This window comes from Streptomyces sp. NPDC050416, assembly GCF_044458845.1.
GTDB lineage: Bacteria > Actinomycetota > Actinomycetes > Streptomycetales > Streptomycetaceae > Streptomyces.
This window is the reverse complement of sequence record NZ_JBITII010000004.1, coordinates 153,235-173,335: the sequence shown is the minus strand read 5'-3', so window position 1 is coordinate 173,335 and position 20,101 is coordinate 153,235. Positions and strand designations below refer to the sequence as shown.

Sequence of the window (20,101 nt, the reverse complement as noted above, 5' to 3'; positions counted from 1 at the left end):
CGTTCTGCTGAACGTGCAGTCACAGGATGTCGCCCAGCGCCCCGCGCCCCCTTCCCCCGCCGGCCCGGTCGTCGATGTCGAGCAGGCCGAGGCCGCGCTCGTCGAGCACTATTCGCGGCTCGTGCGGCTCGCCTATCTGGTGCTGCCGCCGGGCCTGGGCCGCAGCAGGCGCGTCCTCACCGCACACGCGCTCACCCAGCGCGCACTCCCCCGCAACCGCACCCCGGCGCCGGTGATCCCGGCCCAGTCGACCGGCCGTGACGGCGACCCGGGCTACGCGCTGGTCCGTCTGCAGGTGCTGCGTACGGCGCTGGAGGCGGGGCTGCCGCTGAAGCGCAGGGGGTGGCCGAAGCGGTCCCAGCTGCCGCCGGTGCTGCCGCAGGTGTGGGGCCTGAAACTGTTCCCGCGCTCCGGCGGCGCCGACGAACTCGCTCTGGACCAGCGGCTGTCCACCCTGTCCGGACCGGCCCGGGCCGCCTACGCGCTGCGCGGCCTGGAACGGCTGGCGGACGACGGCGTACGAAAGGTGCTCACGGCCGCGGGTGTCGCCGACGCGGACGGTGCCCTGCTGGAGGCCGGCGGCATTCCGGCGCAGTACGGGCTGCTCGACTCCCCCGAGTTCGACCCCTGCTCGCTCCAGGCCCGCCCCACCGACCTGATGCGGCGCCGCCAGCACCTGAAGGCCGCGCTGGCCGCCGGGGCGGCCCTGCTGGTGTGCGGGGCGCTGCTGGGTCTGCCCGGTGAGGGCTGGGGACCCGAAGGCCCCGCCGCGCCGCCGTACGCGCGCAATCCGGCCGCCCAGGCCGCCCTGGATCCGGCGAAGCTGACCCGGGTCTCCCCCACGGCGTGGCGCGGCTCGGCGCGCACCGACTTCTCGGTGTGGCCGGCCCGCGGCGATCTCACCGACGACTCGGCCCTGCTGCGCCGCGCCCTGGCCGTCTGGGCCCGCCCCGGCGAGACGGTCCGGGTCGCCGCGACGCCCGGCACCCCGTCCGGCGGCCCGGCCGGACCGCCCCAGCTGCTGTACGCGGGGACGGTCGACGCGGCGCGCGTGGTGATCCTCTACGACGGTCTGCGCATCACCCGGTACGCCGAGCCGAAGGAGGGCACGCGGGGCGCCGCCCTCGACTTCGCCCGGGTCGACGGTGCGGGCCGGGCCGAGGCGGGCGCGGTGGTCCTGACCCGGGCCGACGGCAACGTCCGCTATCTGACCGCCCCTTGGGTGGTGAAGGCGGGTGAGCGGGACCTGATGAAGCCGGGCTCCGGCGCGATGGACCTGACCCTCACCGACGGTGTGACCGCGCCGCTGGCCAGTCCGGCCCTGCGGTCCGGCGGGTGTACGTCGTGGAACGTGCTGCAACTGACCGACGGTACGAAGACGCGGTTGCTGACCGACCTCGGCGAACTGGTCCCGGCCCGGCTGACGGCGGGACGGCCCGGGTCCCCGGGCGAGGTGTCCGGAGCCGAGGCGCTGCGCACCTGGGAGCCGTTCGCCTGCTCGCTGGGGACGGTGCGCTCCGCGGGCGTGCGGAGCGTCAACGCCTGGGCGTTCAACGAGCAGCCGCTGCCGGACGCGAGCGGTACGGCCGCGTGGGTGTGCACCCGGGCCGAGACCTGGCGGGGCGGCGGGGCGCGGGTGCTGGCCCAGTTCCACACGCCGGGCGGGAGCCATGGGGCGGTGGCGGCGAAGGCCGAGAACGTCCTCGCGTGCGGGGCGCGCGAACCGCACGTGCTGGCCGGAGTGCTGTGGAAGTCGAAGGCGGGCGACTGGTATCTGCTGGCCGCCGGCAGCCGGGCGACCGCGTCCGTCCGGGCGACGGGCGGGGTCACCGGGTCGTCGCAGACCAGTCTGCTGACCGTGCCGGCCGAGCGGGGGGCGCGGGCCGAGCTGAAGGGCACCCTGCGGGACGGGCGTGCGATCGGCGGGCTGCACTGACCGACGGCCCCGGGCACCAGCCCGGGGCACCCGCGTGAACATCCGTGATCGATCCGATCCGTTCAAGGCTGGAATCGATCGGTAAGGTGTTCGCATGACTACCGGGGTTCGCCGCAGAATGGGAGTCGAGGAGCGGCGGCAGCAGTTGATCGGCGTCGCCCTCGAACTGTTCAGCCGCCGCTCGCCCGACGAGGTCTCCATCGACGAGATAGCGTCCGCCGCGGGCATCTCACGCCCGCTGGTCTACCACTACTTCCCCGGCAAACTCAGCCTGTACGAGGCCGCGTTGAAGCGGGCCTCGGACGATCTCGCGGCCCGTTTCGTGGAACCGCACGAGGGGCCGCTGGGGGCGCGGCTGCTGCGGGTGATGCGCCGCTTCTTCGACTTCGTCGACGAGCACGGCCCCGGTTTCTCCGCCCTGATGCGCGGCGGTCCGGCGGTCGGCTCCTCGACGACCAACGCGCTCATCGACTCCGTACGGCAGGCCGCGTATGTCCAGATCCTTTCGCATCTGGGCGTGACCGATCCGCCCGCGCGGCTGGAACTCGTCGTGCGTTCCTGGATCTCGCTCGCCGAGTCGACGGCGCTGATCTGGCTGGACGGCCGGCGCATCCCGCGGGCCGAGCTGGAGGTCCAGCTCGTCCACGACTTCGCCGCGCTCACCGCGGTCAGCGCCGCCCAGGACGCGGAGATGGGCGCCCTGATGCGCCGCATCGCCCAGGAGGAGCCGGCCGACGGGCCGTTCGCCACCCTGGCCGGGCGCCTCCTGGCGCTGGCGACCTGAGACCGCGCAGCTTCCGGACTCCTCAGGTCTCAGGCTTCTCAGCTCTCGGACTTCCGGTAGGAGGCGTCGAGTTCGCGCACCTCGGCGGAGGCGTGCAGCGCGCGTCCCTCGGCGGCCTTCAGGTGGGCGCGCAGCAACTCCAGGGCGGCCTCGGTGAGCCGGGCCTTGGTCTCCTCGGTGCGGCCGGGGAGCAGCGCGATGTGGACGTGCACATGGGCGTGCCCCTCGGTCTCGGGGCCGACCACGATGTCCTCGGTCCGGCGGAACCGGGTCTTGCACGCCGGCGGCTTGGCGGCCGCGATCTCGACCGTGGCCTCGTGCAGCGCCTTCGCGAACCCGGGCCGGTCGAAGTCGTCCGCGAGGTCGGCGGAATAGTCGACGGTGATCTGCGGCATGAGCACTCCTGGTCTGGGCGGCCGATGGGCTCACCCTAACCGCAGGGCCAGCATCGCGATGTCGTCCTCCGGGTCCCCGCCGAAGCACCCGAGGAGCACGTCGCAGAGGGTGTCGAGGCCGGCCGGGGCGTCCGCGGCGGCCGTGCGGAGCTGTTCCAGGGAGGTCTCCAGGGGGATGCCGCGGGTCTCGATGAGGCCGTCGGTGACCATGAGGAGGCGGTCGGTGGGCTTCAGCCGCCGCTCGGTCGGCGCGGGCCGTTCCAGGCCCAGCCCGAGCAGCGGACCGCACGCGTCGACGTACTCGGCGCCGCCGTCGCGCAGGATCAGCGGTGGGATGTGCCCGGCGTTGGCGATGCGCACCCGCCCGCTGCCGGGGTCGAGCAGGGCCAGGCACACCGTGGCCGTGATGTCCGGGTGGTACTGCTGGAGCATCCGGTCGAGCCGCTCGGCAAGGATCACCGGGTCGCTCTCGGACACGCAGTAGGCGCGCAGCGCGTGCCGGATCTCGACCATGACGGTGGCCGCGTCCAGCGAGTGCCCGACGACGTCCCCGACGGCGGTGAGCACGCCGTCGCCGGTGCGCAGGGCGGCGTAGAAGTCGCCGCCGATCTCGGTCTGCCGGGAGGCGGGCACGTAGCGGACGACGATGTCGACGCCGGGCAGGTGCGGCAGCTTGTGCGGCTGGGGCAGGAAGCTGTGCTGGAGGGTGAGGGCGACATGCCGCTCCACCCGGTACAGCAGCAGCGGCTCGGCGGCCAGGGCACAGGCCTGGGCGAGGCGGGCGAGCAGCCCGTCGGCCGCGGGGTCGGTGATCGCGGCGCGCCGTACGGGTGTGGCGAGGCAGACCGCCGTCCGGCCGTCCTGCGCGGTCGCCACCGTCAGGCGGGCGTCCTCCTCGACGCCCGGCTGGAACATCCCGGCCGGCCACAAGGGCGCGGGGACGATGGTGCTGTGGACGCCCGTGCGGCCCTCCGCGAGCCGGGTGACCAGCCGTGCCGCCGCCTGGTGGGCGTCGCTGGACGCGGGCGCGGGACGGCAGCGGGCCGTGCCCCGGTACGGCTCGCCGTCCGGGCCGATCACGAACACCACGGCGGACGAGGCGGTGAGGCGGGCGGCGCCTTCGGCGGCCGCGGCGGCGAGTTCCCGCGGGCAGCGGGCGGCCTGCACGGTGACGATGGCCTCGGACAGCAGCGTCAGACGGTGGACGGCGGTCTCGGCGCCCGTGCTGCGGCGCGCCCCGCGCACGGCGGCCCGTACGACGGCCTGGATCTCCTGCGGCTCGGCGGGCACGGTCAGATAGGCGTCGCCGCCCGCGTCCAGGCCGCGGCACCGGTCGCCGGGCGCGGTCGCGGCGGCGGAGAAGTGCACGACGGGCAGCGCGGCCAGGGGCGGCCGGGCCCGGACCCGGCGGCACAGTTCGAAGCCGCTCATGTCCGGCAGGCCCACGTCGACGAGGGCCACGTCGGGCAGGGTGCCGTCCCGGAGCCGGACGTCGAGTTCGACGAGCGCCTCACCGCCGCTGGCGACGGGCACGACCTGGTGGCCGGCCCTGCTCAGCACCGCGCCCATGGCGTACCGGCTGGCCGCGACGTCGTCCACGACCAGCACGGTGGTGCCGGGGCTGTGCTGCGTGCCGTTGCGGTCCATCGTCGACTGGCGCCTCGGGGCGTACGTGGGTGGGGCGGACCGTCGGTCGCGGCCCGCCCCACCCAACGTAGTGCGGCTATCCGGCGGCCCGGGTGAAGACGGCGACCGTGCGCCCCGGAACGGCGAACGTGCCCGATTCCGCCGCGTAGGAGGACGACTTGACGATAGAGTCCGCCCCCGCCGCCTGCACGGGGTGCAGCCGGTAGCCGGTCCCGGCGAGTGCGGGGACGCGCTGTTCCCGCCGCTCGGGCGTGGCGTTGAAGACGACGACGAGGTCACCGAGCCGCATGGTGATCACGCCGGGTGTCTCGTCCTTACCGGACAGCGGGAAGGAGAGCCGGGACTGCACCTGCTCGGCGGTGCCGAGGGAGAAGTCCCGCTCGGTGGTGCGGATCCGCAGCAGGTCCCGGTAGGCCGCCGAGGCGCCCTCGATCTGCTCGCAGCCCACCCTGACCTTGCTCAACAGGGGCTTGGCGTACGGCCACTTGGCGGCGTTGTCGGCCGCCATGGGCAGTCCGCGGCCGAAGCCGTTGCCGTCGGCGCAGTTCCAGTGGACGGCGTTGAACCAGTCGCCGCTGTCGTAGGAGTTGCGGTCCAGGGACTTGGAGCGGAGCAGGTCGGTGCCCGCCTGGGAGAGGGCCGGGCCCTGGGACAGGGTGGCGGTCGCCATGGCCAGGACCTGCATCCGGGCGCGGTCGGACGCGCTGGTCGTGGCGGGCAGTTTGAAGGCGAGCGCGTCGAAGAGGGACTCGTTGTCGTGCGCGTCGGCGTAGGCGAGGGCGTCGCCGGGGGCTTCCGCGTAGCCGGCGGGTGAGCCGTTGTAGTCGACCTCGGAGCCCTTGACCTCCTTGCCGCTGGTGTCGGTGAACCGGTAGCGGGCGAGGTTGCCGGAGAGCCCGACCTTGATCAGGTCCTGGTAGTGCAGCAGGCGGGCCTTCTGCTCGGCCGGAGTGCCGTTGTGCTCCGAGGAGTTGGGTTCGGTGTGGAGGCCGGACGCGAAGCCCTGCACGCCGGGGTCCTCGTCGAAGGGACCGCCGCCGCGCACGGCGTCACGGGCCCGGTCGGAGAAGGTGGCGATGCCGGTGCCGGCCATGTTCTTCTGGGTGGCCTGGACGAACCGGGCGTCGTCGGCGACCTCGCCGAAGTTCCAGCCCTCCCCGTACAGGATGATCTTCTTGCCGTCGACGCCGTCCTCGGCGAGGGTCAGCTCGTCCAGGGCCTTCCGTACGGCCAGGATGTTCGCCTTCGGGTGGTGGCCCATGAGGTCGAAGCGGAAGCCGTCGACCTTGTACTGCCTGGCCCAGGTGACGATCGAGTCGACGACCAGCTTGCCCATCATGGCGTTCTCGGTGGCGGTGTTGGCGCAGCAGGTGCTGTTCGCCACCGAGCCGTCGGCCAGCAGCCGCTGGTAGTAGCCGGGCACGATCCGGTCGAGGACGCTGGTCCGCTCCTGGCCGGCGGCCGCGGTGTGGTTGTAGACGACGTCCATGACGACCCGCAGGCCGTCGTCGTTGAGGGCCTTCACCATCTTCCGGAACTCGACCGTGCGGGCCGTGCCGTCCGGGTCGGTGGCGTAGGAGCCCTCGGGGACCGTGTAGTGGTACGGGTCGTAGCCCCAGTTGTAGGCGTCCTTCGCGGCGATCTTCCCGACGCACTCCTGCTGCTTGTCGGAGTCGGCCGGGTAGGAGGCCAGGTCGCAGCCGACGCTCGCCTGGTCGGCCTTGCGCTCCGGGATGGTGGCGATGTCGAAGGCGGGCAGGAGGTGGACGTACGAGGTGCCGGCCTTCGCCAGCGCGCGCAGGTGCTTCGAGCCGTCGCTCGCCTTGTCGGTGAAGGCGAGGTAGGTGCCCGGGTGCTTTGCCGTCCGGTCCTCGACGGAGAAGTCCCGGATGTGCAGCTCCTGGATCTGGGCGTCCCGCAGCGGTACGGCCTTGGGCTTGGTGTATGCCGACCAGCCGGCGGGCTTGAGGGACTTGTCGTCCAGGTCGACCAGGAGACTGCGCTCGGAGTCCGCGGTGAGGGCGACCGCGTAGGGGTCGGTGACCTTGTTGGTGACGACCTTGCCGGCGCTGGGCGCCCAGACCTTCACGACGTACCGGTAGGGCTTGTTCTTCCAGGACTTCGGGCCGGAGACGGACCAGACGCCGGTGGTGCCGTCGCGCTTCATCGGCACGGTGGAGTCGCCGATCTCCAGCGCCACGTGCTGCGCGGTCGGCGCCCACACGGACAGCGTGGGGCGGCTCCCGGAGAACGCCGGCCCGAGGTCGGCCTTCGTCGCGCCGGAGTACAGGTCGTCGAGCACGCCGGCGATCTGCACACCGGTCGCGGCGAGCACGGCCCCGTTCACGGCACGCTGCGTGGCGACGACCTGGCCGCGCAGGGCCTCAGGCACCCGGTCGCGGTCGCGCGGGTCGACGGTCCAGGCGCCGTACTCCTTCAGGTGCGGGAACTTCGCCTTCTGGGCATCGGTGAGGGTGCTCTTGGACAGACGGAGCCACCTCTCGTCGTCACTGGTCAGGGCGCCGTCCTTCACCGCGATCGAGCCGTCCCGGCTGTACAGCAGCTGGGTGGAGGCGGCGGCCTCGGAGCCGTTCCAGGCGAGGGTGTTCCGGTCGATCCAGACCGCCTTGGACGTGCTCAGGTCGAGCGCGGCCGAGGTGCCCGCCGGCTGTGGGAGCAGGTACTTCTCCTGGCCGCTCAACAGCCACACCTCATGGCCGTACGTCTTGAGGTCGAGCGACTGGTCGGCGGGCAGGTCCTTCTCGTCGCCCTTGTGGAGGATGTAGCTGAGGCTGGTGGCACCGTCGCTGAGCGGTACCTCGAAGACCGCACCATACGTATCAGTCTTGACCGGCTTCAGGGGCTTCGACCACTCGGTGGGCTGGGCGGCGCCCGTCCACACGTGCAGTCCCCAGCCGTCGTAGTTCCCGTCGGCGCGGTGGTAGTGCAGGACGGCCTTGGTCCTGTCGGGCGCCGGGTGGTCCGGGCGCTCGGTGGTGACGGTCTCCTTGCCCTGCTCGATCCAGACCTCGCCGGTCCTGGTGACGTCGATCGTGCGGTCGGTGGCGACGTCCTTGTCGCCGTCCTTGTCGATGACCAGGAAGCCGACACTCGAGGCGCCGGGCTTGAGCTTGACCCAGGCGAAGGCGCCGTAGGCGTCCCGGCCGGTGAAGGGGTGGCTGTCGGGCCACTGGGTGGCCTCGCCGTCGGCGAGGTCGCCCCAGGCGTACAGGCCCCAGTCGGCGTAGTCGCCGTCGGCGCGCTTGTAGTGGACGATCGCGTAGTCGCGGGAGGAGGCGCTGGGCGGCTGCTCGGCCGGCGGGGTGCCGGTGGTGGAGTCGGCCAGGGCGCTCGCGGTGCGGCCGGACGAGTCGACCACGACGGCCTTGTAGCGCAGGGCCGTGCCGGGCGGTACGTCGTCGGGGATGGTCTGGGTGACCTTGTACGGGGCGTGGTCGGCGGAGCCGAGGGTCCGCCACGTGCCGTTGCCGACCTGGGCGGCGAAGACGACACGGTTGAGCCGGCCGCCGTCGACGTCGGCGGAGAGCTCCACCGTGCCGGTCGCGCCGGCCACCGGGGCCTTCAGGGTGATCGTCGGAGCGGTGGCGGGCGCGGCGAGGCGGCCGGACGCCTTGAGGACGATCGCCGAGCCGGGCGGGACGGTGACGGTGAGCTTCCTGTCACCGTCGCTCTTCAGGGAGTCGTCGGTGCCGTAGACGCCCTTGAACGTCATGCCGGCCGAACCGGTCGGGAAGGTCGCCGTCCTGGCCTCGCCGGCGTTGTTGACGGCGACGACGTACTCGATGCCGCTCTTGGCGTCGGTGCGGGAGAAGGCGTACACGCCCGGGCCGTCGGCCGCGTAGCGCTGCTCCTGGACACCGTCGGCCAGGGCGGGGTGGGCCTTGCGGAGCTCGGCGAGAGCGCTGATCTGCCGATAGAGCGGTGCTCTCGTGTCGTAGGCGTCCTCGGCGTGGGTGCGGTCGGTGCCGAGCAGGTCGTCGTCGAGGTAGTCGGCGGTGCGGGAGGCGAACATGCTCTGCCGAGCGTCCTTGTCACCGCCCGCGCCGGTGAAGCCCTGCTCGTCGCCGTAGTAGACGACGGGGTTGCCGCGGCTGAGGAACATCAGCTCGTTGGCGAGCCGGTCCTTCTTCAGCAGCTCGGCGTCGGTGGCCTTCGGGTCGTCCTGCTTCAGGAAGTACCCGATCCGGCCCATGTCGTGGTTGCCGAGGAAGGTGACCTGCTCGTACGCGTTGGCCTTGTCGGTCGTGTACTTGTAGTCGTCGCCGAAGACGCTCGCGAGCTTCTGCGCGCTGCCGCCCTGGGAGGCGTACTGCCGGGCCGCCTCCTGGAAGGGGAAGTCGAGCGTGGCGTCGAGGCGGCCCTGGGTGACGTACGGGGCGGTGACGGACGTGTCGGCCGAGTAGACCTCGCCGAACATGAAGAAGTCGTCGCGGCCCCGCTTGGCGGCGTACGCGTCCAGGGCGGTGGCCCACTGCGTCCAGAACTCCGTGTTGACGTGCTTCACGGTGTCGATCCGGAAGCCGTCGACGTCGAAGTCCCGCACCCAGCGCTGGTAGATCCGCTCCATGCCGCGCACGACCTCGGGCCGCTCGGTCCACAGGTCGTCGAGGCCGGAGAAGTCGCCGTGCGCGGAGCTCTCACCGGCGAAGGTGGAGTCACCGCGGTTGTGGTACATCGTCGGATCGTTGAGCCAGGACGGGACCTTGTTGTTCCTGGTCACCTTCGGCGTGCGCGGGAAGGAGCCGCTGTCGACGCGGGGGAAGTCCCGCCGCCCGTCCGCGTAGTCGGCGTCGTCGAAGGGCACGCCGTCCTTCGTCAGGTACGGGAAGGCGCCCTTGGAGAGGTAGTCGTACGACTTCTCTTCATAGTCGACGACGTCCGCCGTGTGGTTGGTGATGACGTCGAAAAAGACCTTCATACCCTTGGCGTGCGCCTTGTCGATGAGGGTTTCGAGCTCTTCGTTGGTGCCGAAGTGCGGGTCGACCTGGGTGAAGTCGGTGATCCAGTACCCGTGGTAGCCGGCGGAGGCGTTGGTCCCGGTGCCCTGCACGGGCTGGTTCTTGAAGATCGGGGCCATCCACAGGGCGGTGGTGCCGAGGCCCTTGATGTAGTCGAGCTTCTTCGTCAGACCCTTGAGGTCGCCGCCCTGGTAGAAGCCCTTGTCGGTGGGGTCGTAGCCGGTGGACAGGCGTGAACCGGTCAGCCCGCCCTTGTCGTTGCGCGGGTCGCCGCCCGCGAAACGGTCCGGCAGGACGAAGTAGAACTGCTCACGGGTGGCGTCGTGGCGGGCGGGCTCGGCGGCGAGCTTCGCTTCGGACGGGGGCGCCGGCGGGGTGGCCGCCCCGGCGGCGAGAGGCTGGACGAGTGCTGCGGCCAGCGCGGTGGCGGTGACCGCGGCGACCCGTCCGGCACGGGAGGTTCGGCGCCTGGACGGCACCGGCCATCTCGGTATCACTGAAGTGGGCTCCTAGCGATTACGGCTCTGTGGGTCCGACCCCGCGCGAAACGTATCGCCGCCGAAACCTTTACAGCAAGAGGCTTGAAACCATCGGTAAGAACTTTCACGCGTGCTGTCGGCACGGGGAGTTGGTCTGGGCGAGCGGGGTCCATGCGCACCCCGCATAATCAATCGCCCAGCGCGGTCGCTGCGGCTACTGTCCCCGCATGGACCCACCCCTGGTTCGCGACGTCTTCCCGGATCTCGTGGACGAACTGGCCGCCCTCCTGGAGGAGGAGGGGGAACGATGGCTGGCCATCTGCGTGAAGGACGTTCGCCTGGTCGGCGACTGCGGCTGCGCGGACGACTTCTGCCAGAGCATCCGGACGGCGGATCATCCGCAGGGACAGCCGTTCGGCCCGGGCCATCGCTGCGTGCCGCTCCTGCCCGCGTCAGGCGATCTGATCCTCGACGTCGTGGACGGCCGGATCATGTACATCGAGATACTCGGCCGGCCACCCCTGCGCCGGCGCGTGCAGCCGTAACAGAGGTGGCCGTATGTCACCGGAGCGCTGTGCGACTCAGCAGCTGGTCTTGCCGGTGTAGACCGCCAGGGCCGTGTTGGCGCCAAGAGTGGCGGTGAACTGCCCGCCGGCGTTCACCGTCACGGTCGTGTTGTTCTGCACGTCGCAGTACGTCCCCGCAGGCATCGACGTCTGGTACGTCCGGGTCAGGGAGCCCGGCTCGTGGTTGATGGCCACGAACCCCTTGCCGCCCCGGCCGAAGGCGATGGCGTCGCCCCCGTTGTCCCACCAATTGGTGACGGCCTCACCGCGGGTGGCGTTGCGGAAGGCGACCATGGACTTGATCTCCGGCCAGTTGTGCTGGCACTTCCAGCCGTCCTGCCAGCAGGCGTTGACCGTGCCGCCGTTCGGCGGGCCGGCGTCGTGGTCGGTGAACTCGTAACCGGAGTTGATGTCCGGAGCGCCGTAGGGCCAGGCCAGCATGAAGACGTGGGCCAGCGTGTAGTTCGCACCGTCCTTGTAGCTGAGGGTGGAGCCGTTGCGCTCGGTGTCGTGGTTGTCGACGAAGACGCCGGAGACGCCGCTGTTCATGTAGCCCCAGCCCTCGCCGTAGTTCTTCAGATAGGCGAGGTTCTCGCTGTTGAAGACCCGCTTGAGGTCGTAGGCGTAGCGGAACTCCTGGACGTCGCCGTTGCCGGTGTACTCGGTGGGCTGGACGGCCTCGCCGGCACCGTGGATGACCTCCTGCTTCCAGTACACCGACGGATTGCTCAGCCGGGACTTGATGTTCGCCAGGTCGGCGGCGTCCATGTGCTTGGCCGCGTCGATGCGGAAGCCGTCCACGCCGAGGGAGAGCAGGTCGTTCATGTACCCCGCGATCGCGCCTCGGACGTAGGACTCACCCGTGTCCAGGTCGGCGAGGCCCACCAGTTCGCAGTGCTGGACGTTCCAGCGGTCCTGGTAGCTGCTGATCCGGCTCGTGCAGTCGTCGAAATCGTACGACGAGTACAGGCCGGGGTAGGTGTACTTCGTGTACGACGAGCCGCCGGTGCCGGTGCCGTCGCCCGCCGCCATGTGGTTGATCACCGTGTCGACGACGACCTTCACACCGGCCGCGTGGCAGGTGTCGACCATGTTCCGGAAGGCCGCGCGGTCGCCGAGCCGGCCGGCGATCTTGTAGCTGACCGGCTGGTACGAGGTCCACCACTGCGGGCCCTGTATGTGCTCGGCGGGCGGGGAGACCTGGACGTAGCCGTATCCGGCGGGGCCGAGGGTGTTGCCGCACTCGCGGGCGACGGAGGCGTACTTCCACTCGAAGAGGACGGCGGTGACGTCCTTGGTGCCAGGTGGGGAGGCCTGGACACCAGTCGCGTTCATGACAACCGCAGCCGCGGCGAATGCGGCGGCGACGGTGAGGTGTCTGCGTGCCATGTGGGGCTTCCTTCTTCGTTGAAGGACTGTTGACGGTTCTTGCTGCAAGGTTCAGAAACCTTGCGGGGTGACGCAGATGGTAAAGGCCCGCCGCCCCGAAGGGCAGCGGGCCGTGCCAAATTCAACGGAAAGTCAGGCGGTAGAGCAGAGGGTGGATCAGGCGGTGGTCCACCACACCGTGGTGTCGGCGGGCACCTTCGCCTCGTCGTCGACCTGGACGATCTCCCCGCTCGCGACCAGCATCCGCCCGTACGCCGGCATCGCCGCCGACTCGCCGGTGGTGTTCGCCACACACACGAACTCCCCGCGCCGGAAGGCGAGCACGCCCTCGGGAGCCCGCAGCCACTCCACGGACGCCCCGGCTCCGAGGTCGCGCTGCTCCCGGCGCACGGCGAGCGCGGCCCGGTACAGCTCCAGGGTCGAGCCGGGCGCGCCGGTCTGCGCCTCGACGCTCAGCTCGCCCCAGCCCTCCGGCTGCGGCAGCCAGCTGCCCCCGTTGCCGAAGCCGTACGACGACCCGGTCCGGGTCCAGGGGATCGGCACCCGGCATCCGTCACGGAAGCCGTCCTGGCCCGCGCCCCGGAAGTACGCCGGGTCCTGGCGCACCTCGTCGGGCAGGTCCACGACGTCCGGAAGCCCCAGCTCCTCGCCCTGGTAGATGTAGGCGGAGCCGGGCAGCGCCAGCATCAGCAGGGTCGCGGCCCGGGCCCTGCGCAGGCCCAGCTCCCGGTCGCCGGCCAGACGGATCTGGGTGCCGAGGCCGGGCGGGTTGGCGAACCGGGTGGCGTGCCGGGTCACGTCGTGATTGGACAGGACCCAGGTGGCGGGGGCACCGACCGGGCGCATGGCGTCCAGGGTGCGGTCGATGACCTCGCGCATCTGCGCGGCGTCCCAGTGGGTGCTGAGGTACTGGAAGTTGAAGGCCTGGTGCAACTCGTCCGGGCGGACGTAGTTGGCGGTGCGCTCGATGGTCGGCGTCCACGCCTCGGCGACGAAGATGCGCTCACCCGAGTACTCGTCGAGGATGCGCCGCCACTGCCGGTAGATCTCGTGCACCCCGTCCTGGTCGAAGAACGGCATGACATCGTTGCCCAGCAGCTTCACCTGGTCGTGGGATCCAAGGTCGGGCAGCCCCTCCGCCTTCACCAGGCCGTGGGCGACATCGATCCGGAAGCCGTCGACGCCCATGTCCAGCCAGAAGCGCAGGATGGAGCGGAACTCGTCGCCGACCGCCGGGTGCTCCCAGTTGAAGTCGGGCTGCTCGGGGGCGAAGAGGTGCAGGTACCACTCGCCGTCCGGGACCCGCGTCCAGGCCGGGCCGCCGAAGATCGACTCCCAGTCGTTGGGCGGAAGTTCGCCGTTCTTCCCCTTGCCGGGGCGGAAGTGGTAGCGGTCCCGCAGCGGGGAGCCCGGGCCCTCCGCGACGGCTCGCTTGAACCACTCGTGCTGGTCGGAGGAGTGGTTGGGCACGAGGTCGACGATGATCCTCAGGCCCAGCTCATGGGCGTCGCGGATCAGCGCGTCGGCGTCCAGGAGGTTGCCGAACATCGGGTCGACGGCCCGGTAGTCGGCGACGTCGTAGCCGGCGTCGGCCTGCGGGGAGGCGTAGAAGGGGCTGAGCCACACGGCGTCCACGCCGAGGTCGCGCAGGTACGGCAGGCGGGTGCGGACACCTTCCAGGTCGCCCATGCCGTCGCCGTTGCTGTCGGCGAAGCTGCGCGGGTACACCTGGTAGATCACCGCGTCCCGCCACCAGTCGCGACGCTTGGCGACGGCCACGGCGGACGTGGGGGTGGGGGCAGGTGCGGCTGAGTGCTGGCTCATGTCGTCCTTGATGCGTAACTGAGGTGTGGTCATGTGAGACGTGGGGTGGGGTCTGGGGCGGCCGCGGCACAGCGGGGTCGGATGGGCACCACGGCCGCCCACCCCCGCGCCCCGTCAGGGGCGGGGGACTCTATCGATATGCGGCTCCGCCGCGTGGGCGCGACCAGCCACGACGGCGCGTCAGCCGGCCGACAAGCGACGTCACCCCTTCGTACCGCCGGCAGTAAGCCCGGTCACCAGATTCTTCTGCACGAGATAGAAGAACGCGGCTGCCGGTATGGCAATCAGAACGGCTGTCGCGGCCATCAGGTTCCGCTGCGCGTCATGCTCGCTCACGAACGTCTGGAGACCGACGGCAAACGTGTACTTGTCGTCACTCAGCAGGAACGTCGAAGCGAACGCGACCTCACCGAAGGCCGTGAGGAAGCTGTAGAACGCCGCGACCGCGAGGCCCGGCTTGGCGAGCGGCAGGATGAGCCGCGCGAACGTGCCGAAGGGGGTCAGCCCGTCGACGCGCCCGGCCTCGTCGATCTCGAACGGGATGGTGTCGAAATAGCCCTTCATCAGCCAGGCGCAGTACGGCACGATCGTGGTGCAGTTGACAAGGATGAGACCAAGGTAGCTGTCGATGAGCTGCAGATCCGAGAGGATCTGGTACATCGGCACGATCAGTACCGCGATCGGGAACATCTGGGTGACGAGCAGCACCCACATCAGCTTCCGGTAGCCGGGGAACCGCATGCGGGAGACCGCGTAGCCGGTGGACGCGGCGACGACGACGCCGATGAACGTCGTGCCCAGCCCCACGATCAGCGTGCTCTTTAGCCAGTGGAAGAAATTGGTGTCCTGCAGGACGAACGCGTAGTTGTCGAGCGCCATCTTGCCCCAGATGCGTCCGGGGTGGAGGTAGTCGTCCTTGTCCGGGCCGAGGGACAGGAAGACCAGCCAGGCGATCGGGAAGAGCGCGGTCAGGCTCGCGCCGATCAGGGCGGCGTGCGAGACGAGGGAGGCCGTGCGGCTGTGCTCGCCGCGGCGGCGGGTGGTCGTACTCATGTCGGACTCCTGCCTCAGATCGCGAGCTGCTGCTCGTTGCGGTTCAGCCAGCGGCGGTAGAAGGAGGTGAAGACGATCAGGATGGACAGGAGCAGGATTCCGTAGGCGGCGGACTGGGCGTAGTCGCGCGGCTGCTGTCCGAAGCCCAGCTGGTAGGCCCAGGTCACGAGGATCTGGGCGTCCGGGGCGGTGTTGCCGAACAGCAGGAAGATGATGGCGAACTGGTTGAAGGTCCAGATCACGCCCAGGAGCACGACCGTGGTGCTGACGGACCGCAGGCCGGGCAGGGTGATGTGGCGGAAGCGCTGCCAGGCGTTGGCGCCGTCCATCTCGGACGCCTCGTACAGGCTCGCGTCGATCGACTGGAGTCCGCCAAGCAGCGAGACCATCATGAACGGCACGCCGCACCAGGTGTTGACCATGATCGCGGCGAACCGCTGCCAGGTGGTGTCCTCCAGCCACAGCGGTGTCGGCAGGTGCAGGAAGTCCAGGCCGGAGTTGATGATGCCGCCGTCGGCGAGCATGAACCGCCAGCCGAACACGGTGACGAAGGTCGGCACGGCCCAGGGCAGGACCAGGATCATCCGGTAGAGGGTGCGGCCGCGCAGCTTCTGGTTGAGCAGCAGGGCGAGAGCGAGACCGATGCCGTAATGCAGGGCGACGCAGGCCGCCGTCCAGAAGACCGTCCACAGGACGTGCGACCAGAAGCGGTCGTACGCCGTCGGGCCCCACAGAATGTCGGCGTAGTTGTCCAGGCCGATGAACTGGTAGGTGGCGTCGATCTGATTGACGCCGATCGTGCGGGCGGTGTTCAGGCTGGTGGCGTCGGTGAGGGTGAGGTACAGGCCGTACGCCAGCGGGTACAGCACGAGGACGCCGAGGACGACCGCTACCGGCGCGATCATCGCGTAGGCGTACCAGTGCTTGCGGAAGCCGTTCTTCAGCCGGCTGCCCGGCCCGGGCCGCGGTTCCCGCTCACCGCGCCGCTTGCCGGTCGCTCGGTCGATGACGACTGTCATGGTTCGGCACCTTCTGGAGGTTCAAGGAGTTCGGAGGGGTGCTGCCCGGGCCCGGGCGCGGGCGCGGCCGGTGGCCGCCGGATCCCCTCCCCCATGACCGGGGGACCCGGCGGCCACGCGGCGGTCACTTGGAGAAGTCCGGCACCAGCTTGGTCATGGCGGTCTCGGCGTCGCCGAGGCCCTTGTCCAGGGACTCCTTGCCGCCCGCGACCTCGATCAGCTCGTCGTCGAGCGGACCCCACAGCGAGCTGTACTCGGGCAGCGCCGGGCGCGGCTGGGCGGACGACAGCACGCCCTGGTAGCCGGCGATGCCCGGGTCGGCCTTGACCTCGGCGGTGTAGGCGTCCTCGCGCGTGGGGAGCGTGGAGTTCTTCAGCGCGATGGTCTCCTGGGCCTTCGCCGAGGTCATGAACTTCACGAACTTCAGCGAGGCCTCCTGGTGCGCCTTGTCCGAGCCCGCGTACACCGAGAGGTTGTGGCCGCCGGTCGGGGCGCCCGCCTTGCCGGTGGAGCCGGCCGGGACGGTGGCGATGCCGAGGTTGCTCTTGTCCTTGAAGGCCGAGCCCTTGTAGAAGTTCGTGATCTCCCACGGGCCCTGGACGATCGAGGCGACCTTGCCGCTGACGAATGCCTCCTGGATGTGGGCGTAGGCGTCGGCGGTGGTGTCGGCCTTGTGCAGGCCCTTGCCCTTGAAGAGGCTCTGCCAGGTGCCGTAGGCCTTCTTGGCGGCGGGCGAGGTGACGGTGATCTTCTTGGCGTCGACGTCGACGGTGTCGGTGCCCTCGCCGTAGAGGAAGCACTGGGCGTAGTAGGCCTGGGTGGAGCCCCAGTAGCCGTCGACGCCGGTCTTGTCCTTGATGGTGGCGGCGGCCTTCTTCAGGTCGTCCCAGGTCTTGGGGGCTTCGACGCCGGCCTTCTTGAACAGGGCCTTGTTGTAGACGAGGGCCAGGGTGTCCGTGGTGAAGGGGACGCCGTAGGTCTTGCCGTCGTACTTGGCCTGCTCGATCAGGCTGGGCTGGAACTTGTCCTGCTCGGCGAGGGCCTCGGTGCCGTCCAGGGGCGCGAAGAAGCTCTTCTTGGCGAAGGCCGGGGTCCAGCCGACCTCGGAGCGCAGCACGTCGGGGGCGCCCTTGGAACCGGCGGCGGTGTCGAACTTGTTCTGCGCCTGGTCGAAGGGGACGTTGACGTAGTTGACCTTGATGCCCTTGTTGGCGGCCTCGAACTCCTTGACCAGGGCCTTGTACGTCGGCGCCTCGTTGGTGGCGTTGGAGGTGTCCCACCAGGTGATGGTGACCGGGCCGCCGGCCTCGTCGCCGCTGTCGCTCCCGCCGCACGCCGTCGCCGCCAGGGCGAGGGACGCCACCAGCGCGGTGGCCGCTATGCCACGCCGCATGAGTTCTCCTTGAGGGTGAAAGCCCGTTTCGTGCTGCCGACTGCGCCGTTGGCCGCCGGGCGTCGGTGAGATTAGCCGCGCCGCAACGACTTGCGAAAGACCTTGCAGCAAAAAGTTGCAAGGGGTGCGGATGGTTATCCTGCCGTGACCTCTTCCGGGCCTACTCCTGACCGTTGTGGAACGGGGATTTCCGTCTGATCGGCGGGGAGTAGGGCAGTTATGCAAGACTCTGCAAGCACTTGCCATCCGTTGCCGCCGGAGGGAATCATCCGTTGCGGAGCGGACGCCGACCACGACTTCGAGGGACCGCGATGACCAAGCAACCCCCAGCGGGCCGTGCGCCGGCCCGCACCAGGCGTCCCGTCGGTGTGCAAGCGGAACCCCGGCCGCTACAGTCCGGTCCTGTGACCACACGGCTTGCCGACATCGCTGCTCAGGCGGGGGTGAGCGAAGCGACCGTCAGCCGCGTCCTCAACGGGAAGCCGGGCGTCGCCGCCACCACCCGCCAGTCCGTGCTGGCCGCCCTCGACGTGCTGGGCTACGAACGCCCGGTGCGGCTGCGGCAGCGCAGCGAGGGCCTGGTGGGCCTGATCACCCCGGAGCTGGAGAATCCGATCTTCCCGGCCCTGGCCCAGGTCATCGGCCAGGCGCTGACCCGGCAGGGCTACACGCCGGTGCTGGCCACGCAGACGCCGGGCGGCTCGACCGAGGACGAGCTCACGGAGATGCTGGTGGACCGCGGGGTCGCCGGCATCATCTACGTCTCCGGGCTGCACGCGGACACCACCGCCGACATGCAGCGCTACGACCGGCTGCGCGCGCAGGGCGTGCCGTACGTGCTGGTCGACGGCTTCTCGCCGAAGGTGCAGGCGCCGTTCATCTCCCCCGACGACCGCGCGGCGATGAACCTGGCGGTGACGCACCTGGTGTCCCTCGGGCACACGCGGATCGGTCTGGCCCTGGGGCCCAAGCGGTTCGTGCCCGTGCAGCGCAAGATCGAGGGGTTCGTGCGCACCATGCAGGACCATTTGGGGCTGGGTGCCGAGGCCGTCGAGACGGAGCTGGTCCAGCACTCCCTCTACACCCTGGAGGGCGGGCAGGCCGCGGCCACGGCGCTGATCGAGCGGAACTGCACGGCCGTGGTGTGCGCCAGCGACATGATGGCGCTGGGTGCGATCAGGGCGGCGCGCCAGCGCGGCCTGGAGGTTCCGAAGGACGTCTCCGTGGTCGGCTTCGACGACTCGCCGCTGATCGCCTTCACCGATCCGCCGCTGACGACGATCCGCAAGCCGGTCCCGGCGATGGGCCAGGCGGCGGTCCGCACGCTGCTGGAGGAGATCGGCGGGACGCCCGCGCCCCACAGCGAGTTCGTGTTCATGCCGGAACTGGTGGTGCGCGGCTCGACCGCTTCGGCGCCCGGGGACCGCGCCCGCCCCTGAGGTTCCCGGCTGGATTTCGCCGCAGAACATGCGGTCCGCACCAGTGCGGGGGATGATCGGGGGATCAGGGCTTTTCTGGCAGACTTTGTGCCTATGGGTGACACGACCGTGACGACGCTGGACGGCCGGAAAGCGGCCGTTCCGAACCCGGTCGCGGCCGATCCGGGACGGGGCTTCCTCCCCCGGCTGCGCACCCCCCGCCGGCCCCGGTTCTGGTTCGAGATCCTGCTCATCGCGGTGAGTTACTGGACGTACTCGCTCGTCCGCAACGCCGTGCCGGAACAGAGGACCGAGGCCCTGCGCAACGCCGACTGGATCTGGCAGACCGAGCACGCTCTGGGCATCGCCGTCGAGGAGTCGGTGAACCGGGCCGTGAACTCGGTGACTTGGCTGATCATCGGCATGAACTACTACTACGCGACGCTGCATTTCGTGGTGACGCTGGGTGTGCTGGTCTGGCTGTACCGTCGCCATCCCGGCCGGTACGCGGCGACCCGCCTGGTGCTGTTCGCGACGACCGCCGTCGCCCTGGCCGGTTACTACCTGTATCCGCTCGCGCCCCCGCGGCTGATGAACGGCGGCGGCTTCATCGACACCGTCATGGTCCACCAGACCTGGGGGTCGATGGCGTCCGGCGACCTGAAACACATGTCCAACCAGTACGCAGCGATGCCGTCGATGCACATCGGCTGGTCCACGTGGTGCGGCCTGACGATCTTCGCCCTGGCGACGGTCCCCTGGGTGCGGGTGCTGGGCCTGCTGTACCCGGCGCTGACGCTGGTGGTCATCGTCGCCACGGCGAACCACTTCTGGCTGGATGCCGTCGGTGGCGTGCTCTGCCTGTCCTTCGGTTTCGCGGTGGCGGGAGTCTGGTACGGGAGGCATCCGTACGCCCTGCCGAGAGACGTACCGAGGCGGGACACCGACAGGCCGCGCAGACGCCCCGACCCGGCCCCCGCCACCAAGCCCTGACCGCCACCGACAGCGTCTGACACCCAACCGGCTCCACTGCCCCCTGACACGCCGGGCCCGAGGACACCCCCGCCATCCGGCACCGGCGCCGCCCTCGGCGCCGCGAAAGCCCGCACGGCGGCGGAACCGCCATGGCCCACGGGCGGCCTCGGCCGGGCCGCCCGTCCCGGTCTGACATGCCCCAGCCGCAACGGCGCTCGAGCAGTCCGGCTGCTCGGGCCGAGAC

Annotated in this window: 13 protein-coding genes; 5 read left to right on the top strand and 8 right to left on the bottom strand. The window is 70.5% G+C overall.

Translation table 11 applies throughout. The annotated features are described in order from the left end of the window. Positions 1-13: 13 nt before the first annotated feature. Both ACIBL4_RS14055 and ACIBL4_RS14050 read left to right on the top strand, forming a co-directional pair. Positions 14-1,936 (top strand): hypothetical protein, encoded by a 1,923-nt coding sequence (locus ACIBL4_RS14055; protein WP_399409657.1) that lies wholly within the window; start codon positions 14-16, stop codon positions 1,934-1,936. Positions 1,937-2,030: 94 nt separating this feature from the next. After that, positions 2,031-2,720, top strand: coding sequence for a TetR/AcrR family transcriptional regulator (locus tag ACIBL4_RS14050; protein WP_399409655.1), 690 nt, complete (start codon positions 2,031-2,033; stop codon positions 2,718-2,720). Between the two features lie 38 nt (positions 2,721-2,758). On the opposite strand, the gene ACIBL4_RS14045 is transcribed toward ACIBL4_RS14050, so the two are convergent. From ACIBL4_RS14045 to pulA, 3 genes are all read right to left on the bottom strand, one after another. After that, a complete protein-coding gene (locus ACIBL4_RS14045; protein WP_399409653.1) occupies positions 2,759-3,115 on the bottom strand; it encodes a 5-carboxymethyl-2-hydroxymuconate Delta-isomerase in 357 nt (118 codons plus the stop codon). A 30-nt stretch (positions 3,116-3,145) separates the two neighbouring features. Beyond that, a complete protein-coding gene (locus ACIBL4_RS14040) occupies positions 3,146-4,762 on the bottom strand; it encodes a SpoIIE family protein phosphatase (protein WP_399409651.1) in 1,617 nt (538 codons plus the stop codon). Positions 4,763-4,838: 76 nt separating this feature from the next. Further along, on the bottom strand, positions 4,839-10,238 hold the full coding sequence (gene pulA / locus ACIBL4_RS14035; protein WP_399409649.1) for a pullulanase-type alpha-1,6-glucosidase: 5,400 nt from the start codon (positions 10,236-10,238) through the stop codon (positions 4,839-4,841). A gap of 209 nt (positions 10,239-10,447) precedes the next feature. On the opposite strand from pulA, the gene ACIBL4_RS14030 reads away from it, so the two are divergent. Then, on the top strand, positions 10,448-10,765 hold the full coding sequence (locus tag ACIBL4_RS14030; protein ID WP_399409647.1) for a hypothetical protein: 318 nt from the start codon (positions 10,448-10,450) through the stop codon (positions 10,763-10,765). A 36-nt stretch (positions 10,766-10,801) separates the two neighbouring features. On the opposite strand, the gene ACIBL4_RS14025 is transcribed toward ACIBL4_RS14030, so the two are convergent. From ACIBL4_RS14025 to ACIBL4_RS14005, 5 genes are all read right to left on the bottom strand, one after another. After that, positions 10,802-12,175, bottom strand: coding sequence for an alpha-amylase family protein (locus tag ACIBL4_RS14025; RefSeq protein WP_399409645.1), 1,374 nt, complete (start codon positions 12,173-12,175; stop codon positions 10,802-10,804). 156 nt (positions 12,176-12,331) lie between these two features. Beyond that, entirely contained in the window at positions 12,332-13,999 is a 1,668-nt protein-coding gene (locus ACIBL4_RS14020) for an alpha-amylase family glycosyl hydrolase (RefSeq protein WP_399409643.1), read from the bottom strand. A 201-nt stretch (positions 14,000-14,200) separates the two neighbouring features. Further along, positions 14,201-15,052: a sugar ABC transporter permease gene (locus ACIBL4_RS14015; RefSeq protein ID WP_399409641.1), complete on the bottom strand. Its 852-nt coding sequence runs from the start codon at positions 15,050-15,052 to the stop codon at positions 14,201-14,203. 14 nt (positions 15,053-15,066) lie between these two features. Then, entirely contained in the window at positions 15,067-16,071 is a 1,005-nt protein-coding gene (locus ACIBL4_RS14010) for a carbohydrate ABC transporter permease (RefSeq protein WP_399409639.1), read from the bottom strand. A gap of 124 nt (positions 16,072-16,195) precedes the next feature. Continuing rightward, positions 16,196-17,464, bottom strand: coding sequence for an extracellular solute-binding protein (locus ACIBL4_RS14005; protein WP_399409637.1), 1,269 nt, complete (start codon positions 17,462-17,464; stop codon positions 16,196-16,198). A 404-nt stretch (positions 17,465-17,868) separates the two neighbouring features. On the opposite strand from ACIBL4_RS14005, the gene ACIBL4_RS14000 reads away from it, so the two are divergent. Further along, on the top strand, positions 17,869-18,903 hold the full coding sequence (locus tag ACIBL4_RS14000; RefSeq protein WP_399409635.1) for a LacI family DNA-binding transcriptional regulator: 1,035 nt from the start codon (positions 17,869-17,871) through the stop codon (positions 18,901-18,903). Positions 18,904-18,996: 93 nt separating this feature from the next. Then, on the top strand, positions 18,997-19,875 hold the full coding sequence (locus tag ACIBL4_RS13995; protein ID WP_399409633.1) for a phosphatase PAP2 family protein: 879 nt from the start codon (positions 18,997-18,999) through the stop codon (positions 19,873-19,875). The last annotated feature ends 226 nt before the right edge of the window (positions 19,876-20,101 follow it).